The following is an 8,629-nucleotide window of genomic DNA, read 5'->3' as shown; positions in this document are numbered from 1 at the left end:
ACCCAGTGGTGCATGTTCACAGTGCTCTCCCCGTGCCGACGCTGCACGGACGCGGAAAAGGGGTAAGGTCCCCAGAAGAGGGGGGCACAGTGGACAAGGAGCCGGTGGCCGAGCCCATGGAGTACTCGATGGCATGGGACAGCTCTGAAGTGTTCCCCATCGAAGGTATGCCGCCGAAGACGTGGGAGCGGGCGCTTTCCGAACTGCGGAGGGCGCAGACATACTGGCTCGCGACAGTACGCCCGGACGGTCGGCCCCACGCGGTCCCGGTGCTGGCTGTCGTGGTCGACGGCGTTGTGCACTTCTGCGCGAACGAGCAGTCCAGGAAGGCCAGGAACCTCGAACTCGACTCGCACTGCGTTATCACGGCCAGTGGTGAAACCCTCGACCTCGTGGTCGAGGGCGAGGCGGCGGCGGTGAGCGACGAAGCCGAGATCCGCCGTGTCGCCGAGGAGTACGCGGCCAAGTACGGGTGGCAGCCGGAGGCGCGCGACGGAGCGCTGTGGGCTGACGGCGCCCCGACAGCGGGCCCGCCGCCCTACCAAGTCCGCAGGGTGGTTCCGACGACGGTGTTCGGTTTTCCCACCACCGACGCATCCGTCCCCACGCGCTGGCGCTTCTGAGGGACCCGACGGGAATCGGCCCACCGGGGCCGCGCTCTGGTGCTGGACCGGTCGGCGTGGTTTCCTGTCTGAGACAGTGCCCCCTGGATTTCGCGGATTCGACCCGCCGGCGTTCGTTCTTCACCGATAGCGCCATCGTGGACCAGCAGTGACATCACATCATGGAACCGAGTTCCGGGGACTGGTGTGCAGGCGGCCCGGTGACCTTCGCGAATATGGCTATGGTGCTCACACTCGATTTTCCGCGTTATCGAAACGTTAGCTTTTTGATGCGGATAATATAGCCACGCCCCGACAGCGAGGGGAACAGGATGTCCATGTCTCCGCCGGGCTCGCCCATAGGCTCCGTCCGCCGATCGCTGCTTTTACGACTCCAGGAAGAGATCTACAAGTCGGGCTGGCCCGCCGTGGTGGCCCTCGCCGACTCCGATCGCCCGGCCCTCTACACCATCGGCCCCGAAGGTCGCTGGGTCGCCGTCGTGGCGATGTGGCTCGGGAGTTCATGGTGGTTCGTCTGGGGGAAGAACGGCCAGGCCGTCGCGGACTCGCCGGAGACCGCCGCTAGGGTCATCACCGGGCGCGGCTCGGCAGACTTGGGAAAAGTTCCGGACCTGGTCAGGCGCCGCTTCCACCCGCGTGGTGATCAGGTCGCACCCGCCATTCCGAGACCGCACGCAAGAGTGGCGTGACTGGCGGGCCCGCTCCACCCCCGGTCCCGCCGCTCCGCTCCTCCGGTGGCCGTCAGACGCTTCGCCTCCGCTCCAGGTCCAGCAGGTGCCGTTTGCGTGGCAGGCCCGCCGAGTAACCGGTCAGGGTTCCGTTGGCGCCGACGACGCGGTGACAGGGCACGATGATCGAGATGGGGTTGCGCCCGTTGGCCGCCCCCACGGCCCGCGAGGCCGTCGGCTGGTCGATGGCGGAGGCGATGGCTCCGTAGCTGGCCGTCCTCCCGTAGGGGATGGTGGTCAGCGTTTGCCACACCCGCAACTGGAACGGGGTGCCGCTCGGTGCCAGGCGGAGCGAGAACCGCCGGAGCTCCCCGGCGAAGTAGCCGCGCAGCTGCGCTTCGATGTCGCGGAAACGTTCCGGCTCGTGGCGCCACTCGGCACCGATCTGCGCGCCCCACCCCTCCTTCGGCACCATGAACAGGCCCGTCAGGGATTCCCCGTCGCCGGTGAGCAGCATCTCGCCCACAGGTGAGGGCAGGGTGGTGTAGAGCGTCGGCCCGGCGTTCGGCTCGGCAAACTCCACGGGCGGAAGTGCGTCCGGCGCCGGGACGGTCAGCGGGAGCGTCTCCTGGGCAGTGGTGCTGGATACCATTATGTGCTTCCCCGTCATTGGGCTCGCCCGGATGGTCCGGGCCCGTCGGTGAGTGTCGCCCACAGATAGTGGGTGGCATAGGAGCGCCAAGGGCGCCACGATCGTGTGATTCCGTCCATGCTCCCCGTGTGGCCGGAGCGCCGCAGCGCCCGTTGAATCCCTCCATCGCCGCGCAGGAACGTGTCGGGATCGCCGAGGGCCCGCATGCGGATATAGCCGGCCGTCCACGGGCCGATGCCGGGCAGCGACAGCAGACGCGACTCGCACTCGTCGCGGTCGGCCCCCGGGCCGAGATCGATGTCGCCGGAGGCGATCGCTCCCATGAGCATCCGCAGCGCCCGCGCGCGTGCGGCCGGTACCGGCAGTTGTTCGAGGTCCGCCTCGGCCAGCGTTTCCGGTCCGGGGAACACGTGGGTAAGCCCCCCTTGGGGGGTGGTCAGCGGTTTCCCGTACCGCTGGACGAGCCGACCCGCTATGGTCCGGGCCGCTGCGACGGACACCTGCTGGCCGACGACCGCGCGTACCGCGAGCTCGGCGGGGTCGACGTGGCCGGGGGCGCGCAGTCCCGGCATCGCGGTCACGGCAGGGCCGAGGAGTTCGCTGCGTCCCAGTACCTCGGCGACGGCCTGAGGATCGGTGTCCAGATCGAGGAGCCGGCGGCACCGCTGTACGGCTGTGCCCAGGTCACGAAGGTCGTCCAGGTGCAGTCGGCAGTGCACGTGCCCGGGGTCGGCTCCCTCGGTTATCTCGGCGACGCCGTTCCCGTGCGGCAACCGGAGCACCCGGCGGTAAACGCCGCCGGTGGACTCCTCGATCCCGGGCACCGCCCGCGCGGCCAGGAAACCGAGCAGGCTCCCCAGGTCGCACGGAGGGCGGAGGGGCAGGCGGAGCGCGGTGCCGCCCGGCGCCACCGCGCCGTCCCGGTGCGCTGATCGTTCACGCATCTTTGACGGGGGAAGCCCGAACACCTCCCGCACAGTGTCGTTGAACTGGCGGATACTGGAGAATCCCGAGGCGAACGTGATGTCGCCCATCGGCAGTGCGGTCGTTTCGACCAGGATGCGCGCCGTCTGCGCCCGCTGTGCCCGGGCGAGCGCCAGCGGGCCCGCGCCCAGTTCCGCGGTCAGCAGCCGGTTCAGGTGACGTTCGCTGTAGCCCAGGGAAGCCGCCAGTCCGTTCACGCCGTCACGGTCCACCGCGCCGTCCGCGATGAGCCGCATGGCGCGGCCCACGGCGTCGGCTCGGGCGTTCCACTCCGGGGACCCGGGCGCGACGTCGGGACGGCACCGCTTGCAGGCGCGGAACCCGGCCCCCTGTGCCGCGGCGGCGGAGCGGAAGAACCGGGTGTTCTCCCGCTTCGGTGTCATAGCTGGGCAGCTCGGGCGGCAGTAGATGCCGGTACTCGTCACCCCGACGTAGAACACCCCGTCGAAACGGGCGTCGCCGCTGCGTACCGCCAGGTAGCGGTGGTCGTCGTCAAGCACACTCCCATCATCGCGCGCGCAGGCCGCCCGAGCTAGCGAATATCGGACATCTGGATCCGCGGACAGCTGCGGTTCGAGGGGAATTTCACCGCTGGGGCTCGCGGAAAGTCCCGGCAGAGGGAAGCGCGACCCGCGGGGTCAGAACCTCCCGCCTCGCCCCTCCCCTTGGACGAACCGCGTGATGCCGGTCGCCGACTCCTTCAGCGAGGCCAGACCATGGCGGAACTCGTTGGCCAGGGCGTCCTTCTCGCCGCGGCCATGCTGTTCCAGAACGGAAGCGCGGTCCTCGCGCAGGCAGGTCTGGGGGAACGACGCGATCTGCCGGGCGAGCAGGTCGGCCGCCGCCCGGGCCTCGCCGTCGGGGACCACGCGGTTGGCCAGGCCCATGCGCAGTGCCTCGTCGGCGCCCACGGGCCGCCCGGTCACGATCATGTCCATCGCCTGGCTCTGCCCGATCAGCCGGGGCAGCCGTACCGTCCCGCCGTCGATCAGGGGAACGCCCCAGCGGCGGCAGAACACGCCGAACTCGGCGCTCTCCTCGACCACGCGCAGGTCGCACCAGAGCGCGAGCTCCAGACCTCCCGCGACCGCGTGACCGGCGATCGCGGCGATCACCGGTTTGGACAGCCGCAGCCGGGTCGGCCCCATCGGACCGTCGCCGTCCTCCTCGATACGGTTCCGCCGCTCTGTCGCCTGCGCTTTCAGGTCGGCCCCGGAGCAGAACACTCCGCCTTCGCCCCACAGCACCGCCACCGACGCCTCGGGATCGGCGTCGAACGTGCGGAAAGCCCGCGCCAGCTCCGCCGCTGTGGGCCCGTCGACGGCGTTGCGGACATCAGGGCGGGACAGCACGACAGTGGAGACGGGGCCGTCGCGTTCGACTCGGACAGCGGGCATGGACACTCCCTGCTCGCTCGCCTCCCCGGAAGGCCCAGCCTAAGCCAACGTTCCGTGGGGCAGGGGTTCACGACCGGACAACAGCGTTCCAGACCGCCATAGCGCGGTCCGCGGTGGCTCCCCGATCCGTGCCTCAGAGAGCTGGAGCGGCACCCCGTCCGGGTTGTCAGGCCCGCGTCCGAGACCGGACCATTCCCGCGGTCACCGGCTCCGGGGCGGTCCTCGACGTCGCCGCGCCCCGGTCGGGCCGCCGATCCCGCCCCAACGGAGGGCCCGGCGGTATTCGCGGGAGGCGCGGCATTGCCTCGGCGCACCCGCGGAACTAGAGTCAGCACCGTGACTGCCGGGTCGGCCATGGGCCAAGAACGAGTGAGGCACCCGGCCACGGCGTGAGCGCCGGGCGGGCACGAGGCCCGCCTCTCTGTGTTTCCGCGCGCTTCGCGCGACGCCCCCACGTGCACGGCGGTGCCGGTCGCCGCCGATCCCGCGAGCCGCTGCCGCCCTGTTCGGGTGCTCAGTGCGCCTTCCGTATTCCCCGCACCACGGTCGAGAGCCTCCCGTGGTGATTCCGTCCCGCTCACCAAGCCGTTCTGTGCCATGCCGGCGAACGGTCGCGGGACACTCAGCCCTGGAGAAGAACACAGAGAATGCCGAACGATTTCAACCAGAAGATCATCGATGAGTTCCGCGCCAATGGCGGACGGGTCTGCGGCCCCTTCGAAGGAGCCCGGCTGCTGCTGCTGACCACCACCGGAGCGCAGTCCGGCGCCGCGCACACGACCCCGCTCGGCTACCTGCCCGACGGCGGTGAGCGTGTCCTGGTCATCGCCTCGGCCGGCGGTGCCCCGAAGCATCCGGACTGGTTCCACAACCTGCTGGCCGATCCGCGTGTCACGGTCGAGGACGGCGTCTTCAGCTACGAAGCGCGCGCCGTTGCCCTGGAGAGCGCCGAACGCGACCGCGCCTTCGCCCGCGCGGTCGAGGCCGACCCCGGATGGAGTACCTATCAGGCCGCGACGACGCGCGTCATCCCCGTGGTGGCCCTCCAGCAGGTCGCGGCCGGACCGCCGAACGCGGCGTCGTGGGGTGCGGCCCTCAGGCTGGTCCATGACGCCTTCCGGCGGGAGCTCGCCCTGATCCGCAGGGAGGTCGCCGAGTCGGGGCCCGGACTGGGGGCCCAGCTCCGGGTGAACTGCCTGACCCTCTGCGGCGGACTGCATCACCACCACACCAGTGAGGACGCCGGGATGTTCCCCGCCCTGGGCGAGCGCTATCCCGAGCTGTCCCCGACCCTGGAACGGCTGGGCAGGGAACACTAGAAGATCGCGGCCCTCCTCGGCGACCTGCAGGAGACCGTCTCCGCCGGCGGGGCCGACGCCCTGCGGGTACTGCCCGAAGTCGAGCGGCTCGCCGAGGAGCTCGAGAACCATCTGACCTACGAGGAGGAGCAGTTGATCCCGATCCTTGACGCCTCGCTTCCCTGACGGAGCGGTCGTGGACGCGCGGGACCGACCGGGACCGCGCCGAGGCGGTGGGGCGCCGGGACGATCCGCGGTCCCGCACATCCACAGTCGCCCGAGGCGTCCTGCCGGATCAGGGCCGTGCTCCCGGCGCCGCGCGCTGTGCGGGCCGGGGCGTCGACCCGGTCACGGCGCCCTCAGGCCTCGGGGCCGCTGTCCTGCGCGGAGTGCGCGGTGAGGTAGTCGATGTAGATCGGCCGCAGCGCCTCCTGTACGGCCGGGTCGCTCTCTGCTGCGAAGGCCTCCTGGAACAGGCCGGAAGCCTGGGCGACAGTGGCGTCACTGTGCTCCAGGTGGCCCACGGAGGCTTCCGCGGCGGGCAGGCTGCGCAGGAGTCGCCAGAAGAAGCGGGCGTCCCACCGGTGCCGCGCGAGCGCGACGGCGCGTTCCCGCAGTTCTTTCGTGGGGAGCTGTTCAAGCTGAGCCAGATCGTCGGTCATGGTGGGACCACTACCCGGCTCCCGCTCTGTTCAAGGGGGAGGTGGGCCGCGTCAAGCGACGCCGGCCTGAGTTAGTCTGCTCACGGGTGGGGCATCTCACCCGCGCGCTGTCCACAAGGACAGCGCGGGGCTAGCGACAAGGGGCTGACCATGAGTACGTCCTCAGCGGTGCGGGTCGTCATCGCCAAGCCCGGCCTCGACGGCCATGATCGCGGGGTGAAGGTGGTCGCCCGCGCGTTGCGTGACGCCGGAGTCGAGGTCGTCTACACCGGGCTGCGCCAGACGCCGGAGATGATCGTGAACGCGGCCCTGCAGGAGGACGCCGACGCCATCGGACTGTCGGTCCTCTCCGGCGCGCACATGACGCTCTTCGGCAAGGTCATGGAGCTGCTGCGGGAGAACGACGCCACCGATGTCATGGTCTTCGGCGGTGGCATCATCCCCGAGGAGGACATCCCCGAGCTGCAGCGCATGGGCGTGGCCAAGATCTTCACTCCGGGTGCCACCACCTCCGATATCGCCGACTGGGTCCGCGAGAACATTCGCGCCGTGCACGCGGCGGGATAGCGTCGGCTCCCGTTCTCGGGGCAGTGGCGCACGGCACGGGCTGCAAGCGTGGCCCGGGTGTACCCCGATGAGCGGTTGTGAGGAAGACTGTGATCCGTCACACGGACTCTCAACGCAACTCCTGGCAGTGGCCCGGCGGTCCCGGTGTCGAGGGCACGGTTTGACCGGTCAAAACGGGGTCGGTGTCAGTTGTCAAGGGCGGGGAGAGCTAAGCTTCCGCATGGTGCGGATGGCTTTACGACGTATCTTCCTACGCGGCCGGATTCCGCAAGGTTCCGCTGCGTGAGTGACACGACCTCCGCAAAAGACCACAGCCAGCGATACAAGGACGAACCCTCGTGGACCTGTTCGAATACCAGGCGAAGGAACTCTTCGCGGAGTACGGGGTCCCGGTACCCCAGGGAAAAGTGGCGAGCACGCCCGAAGAGGCGCGTGCCATCGCCGAAGAATTCGCGGCGGCGGGCAAGTCACGCGTTGTCGTCAAAGCACAGGTCAAGACGGGTGGACGCGGTAAGGCCGGCGGCGTCAAGCTTGCCGGTGACGCCGCGGAGGCGCGGGACCTGGCCGCGCAGATTCTCGGCATGGACATCAAGGGCCACACGGTCCACCGTGTCCTGATCGAAGAGGCCAGCGACATCGCCGAGGAGTACTACTTCTCGTTCCTGCTCGACCGGGCGAACCGGACCTTCCTCTCGATCTGCTCCGCCGAGGGCGGTGTGGAGATCGAGGAGGTCGCGGCCACCAACCCCGACGCCGTTGCCAAGGTGGCGGTCAACCCCCTGGAGGGTGCTCCGGCCGATGTCGCCGCCGAGATCGTCAGGCGGGGCAAGCTGCCCGAAGCCGCGGCGCAGGGCGCGACCGAGGCCGTGACCAAGCTCTGGGACTGCTTCGTCGGCAAGGACGCCCAGCTCGTCGAAGTCAACCCGCTCATCCTGACCGGCGACGGCCGCGTGGTGGCCCTCGACGGCAAGGTCACGCTGGACGAGAACGCCGACTTCCGGCAGGACCTCGAATCCCTCGCCTTCGCGGCCGAAGGCGATCCCCTTGAGGTCAAGGCGAAGGAGAAGGGCCTCAACTACGTGAAGCTGGACGGACAGGTCGGCATCATCGGTAACGGTGCGGGCCTGGTCATGTCCACGCTGGACGTGGTCGCCTACGCCGGCGAGGCGCACGGCGGTGTCAAGCCGGCCAACTTCCTGGACATCGGCGGCGGCGCGTCGGCCGAGGTCATGGCGAACGGCCTGGAGATCATCCTGGGCGACCCCGACGTGAAGAGCGTGTTCGTCAACGTCTTCGGCGGGATCACCGCCTGCGACGCGGTCGCCAACGGCATCGTGTCCGCGCTGGAGCTGCTCGAGTCCCGCGGCGACGATGTCAGCAAGCCTCTGGTGGTGCGCCTCGACGGCAACAACGCAGAGGTGGGGCGGAAGATCCTGAACGACCGCAGCCACCCGGCGGTGCGTCAGCTGGAGACCATGGACGGCGCCGCCGACAAGGCCGCCGAACTGGCCGCGAAGTAAAGGCGAAGAGCGACATGGCTATTTTTCTGACCAAGGACAGCAAGGTGCTGGTCCAGGGCATGACCGGCTCCGAAGGCAGCAAGCACACGCGCCGCATGCTGGCCTCCGGAACGCAGATCGTCGGTGGCGTCAACCCGCGCAAGGCCGGCCAGGACGTCGACTTCGACGGCGCGCGGGTTCCGGTGTTCGGTTCGGTGGCCGAGGGTATGGAGCAGACCGGGGCCGACGTCTCCGTCATCTTCGTTCCGCCGAAGGCCA

At 69.6% G+C, this 8,629-nt stretch carries 9 protein-coding genes and 1 pseudogene; 6 read left to right on the top strand and 4 right to left on the bottom strand.

Annotation, left to right across the window (positions count from 1 at the left end):
• Window positions 1–89: 89 nt before the first annotated feature.
• Window positions 90–623, top strand: a complete 534-nt coding sequence (locus tag VS93_RS25190; RefSeq protein ID WP_052745994.1) for a pyridoxamine 5'-phosphate oxidase family protein — start codon at window positions 90–92, stop codon at window positions 621–623.
• A 311-nt stretch (window positions 624–934) separates the two neighbouring features.
• Complete coding sequence (locus VS93_RS25185; protein WP_156185014.1) at window positions 935–1,312, top strand: hypothetical protein; 378 nt, start codon at window positions 935–937, stop codon at window positions 1,310–1,312.
• Window positions 1,313–1,364: 52 nt separating this feature from the next.
• Here VS93_RS25185 and VS93_RS25180 read toward each other — a convergent pair whose 3' ends face one another.
• The 3 genes from VS93_RS25180 to VS93_RS25170 form a co-directional block, all read right to left on the bottom strand.
• Window positions 1,365–1,943 carry a methylated-DNA--[protein]-cysteine S-methyltransferase gene (locus VS93_RS25180; RefSeq protein ID WP_046472340.1) on the bottom strand — a complete coding sequence of 193 codons (579 nt, stop codon included), beginning with the start codon at window positions 1,941–1,943 and terminating at the stop codon, window positions 1,365–1,367.
• Between the two features lie 14 nt (window positions 1,944–1,957).
• The gene (locus VS93_RS25175) at window positions 1,958–3,427 is read right to left on the bottom strand and encodes a DNA-3-methyladenine glycosylase 2 family protein (protein WP_046472339.1); all 1,470 of its coding nucleotides are present in this window, start codon (window positions 3,425–3,427) and stop codon (window positions 1,958–1,960) included.
• Window positions 3,428–3,565: 138 nt separating this feature from the next.
• Window positions 3,566–4,324, bottom strand: coding sequence for a crotonase/enoyl-CoA hydratase family protein (locus tag VS93_RS25170; protein WP_046472338.1), 759 nt, complete (start codon window positions 4,322–4,324; stop codon window positions 3,566–3,568).
• Between the two features lie 647 nt (window positions 4,325–4,971).
• Between VS93_RS25170 and VS93_RS25165 the strand changes: the two genes are divergently transcribed.
• Window positions 4,972–5,643, top strand: a complete 672-nt coding sequence (locus VS93_RS25165) for a nitroreductase/quinone reductase family protein (protein ID WP_236700729.1) — start codon at window positions 4,972–4,974, stop codon at window positions 5,641–5,643.
• Between the two features lie 338 nt (window positions 5,644–5,981).
• Here the strand turns inward: VS93_RS25165 and VS93_RS25160 are convergent, their stop codons facing one another.
• The gene (locus VS93_RS25160) at window positions 5,982–6,284 is read right to left on the bottom strand and encodes a hypothetical protein (protein WP_046472337.1); all 303 of its coding nucleotides are present in this window, start codon (window positions 6,282–6,284) and stop codon (window positions 5,982–5,984) included.
• A 150-nt stretch (window positions 6,285–6,434) separates the two neighbouring features.
• Between VS93_RS25160 and VS93_RS25155 the strand changes: the two genes are divergently transcribed.
• The 3 genes and pseudogenes from VS93_RS25155 to VS93_RS25145 form a co-directional block, all read left to right on the top strand.
• Window positions 6,435–6,851 carry a cobalamin B12-binding domain-containing protein gene (locus VS93_RS25155; RefSeq protein WP_046472336.1) on the top strand — a complete coding sequence of 139 codons (417 nt, stop codon included), beginning with the start codon at window positions 6,435–6,437 and terminating at the stop codon, window positions 6,849–6,851.
• A 338-nt stretch (window positions 6,852–7,189) separates the two neighbouring features.
• Window positions 7,190–8,371, top strand: coding sequence for an ADP-forming succinate--CoA ligase subunit beta (sucC, locus tag VS93_RS25150; RefSeq protein ID WP_046472335.1), 1,182 nt, complete (start codon window positions 7,190–7,192; stop codon window positions 8,369–8,371).
• A 14-nt stretch (window positions 8,372–8,385) separates the two neighbouring features.
• Window positions 8,386–8,629 (top strand): annotated as a pseudogene (locus VS93_RS25145) (succinate--CoA ligase subunit alpha); the annotation flags it as partial.

Source organism: Allosalinactinospora lopnorensis (assembly GCF_000981225.1).
Classification (GTDB): domain Bacteria; phylum Actinomycetota; class Actinomycetes; order Streptosporangiales; family Streptosporangiaceae; genus Allosalinactinospora; species Allosalinactinospora lopnorensis.
This window is presented reverse-complemented; position numbering and strand designations above follow the sequence as displayed.

Coding starts and splice junctions, on each gene's coding strand:
- VS93_RS25185 (WP_156185014.1), top strand. CDS start 935: ATGTCCATGTCTCCGCCGGGCTCGCCCATAGGCTCCGTCCGCCGATCG.
- VS93_RS25180 (WP_046472340.1), bottom strand. CDS start 1,943: ATGGTATCCAGCACCACTGCCCAGGAGACGCTCCCGCTGACCGTCCCG.
- VS93_RS25170 (WP_046472338.1), bottom strand. CDS start 4,324: ATGCCCGCTGTCCGAGTCGAACGCGACGGCCCCGTCTCCACTGTCGTG.
- VS93_RS25165 (WP_236700729.1), top strand. CDS start 4,972: ATGCCGAACGATTTCAACCAGAAGATCATCGATGAGTTCCGCGCCAAT.
- VS93_RS25160 (WP_046472337.1), bottom strand. CDS start 6,284: ATGACCGACGATCTGGCTCAGCTTGAACAGCTCCCCACGAAAGAACTG.
- VS93_RS25155 (WP_046472336.1), top strand. CDS start 6,435: ATGAGTACGTCCTCAGCGGTGCGGGTCGTCATCGCCAAGCCCGGCCTC.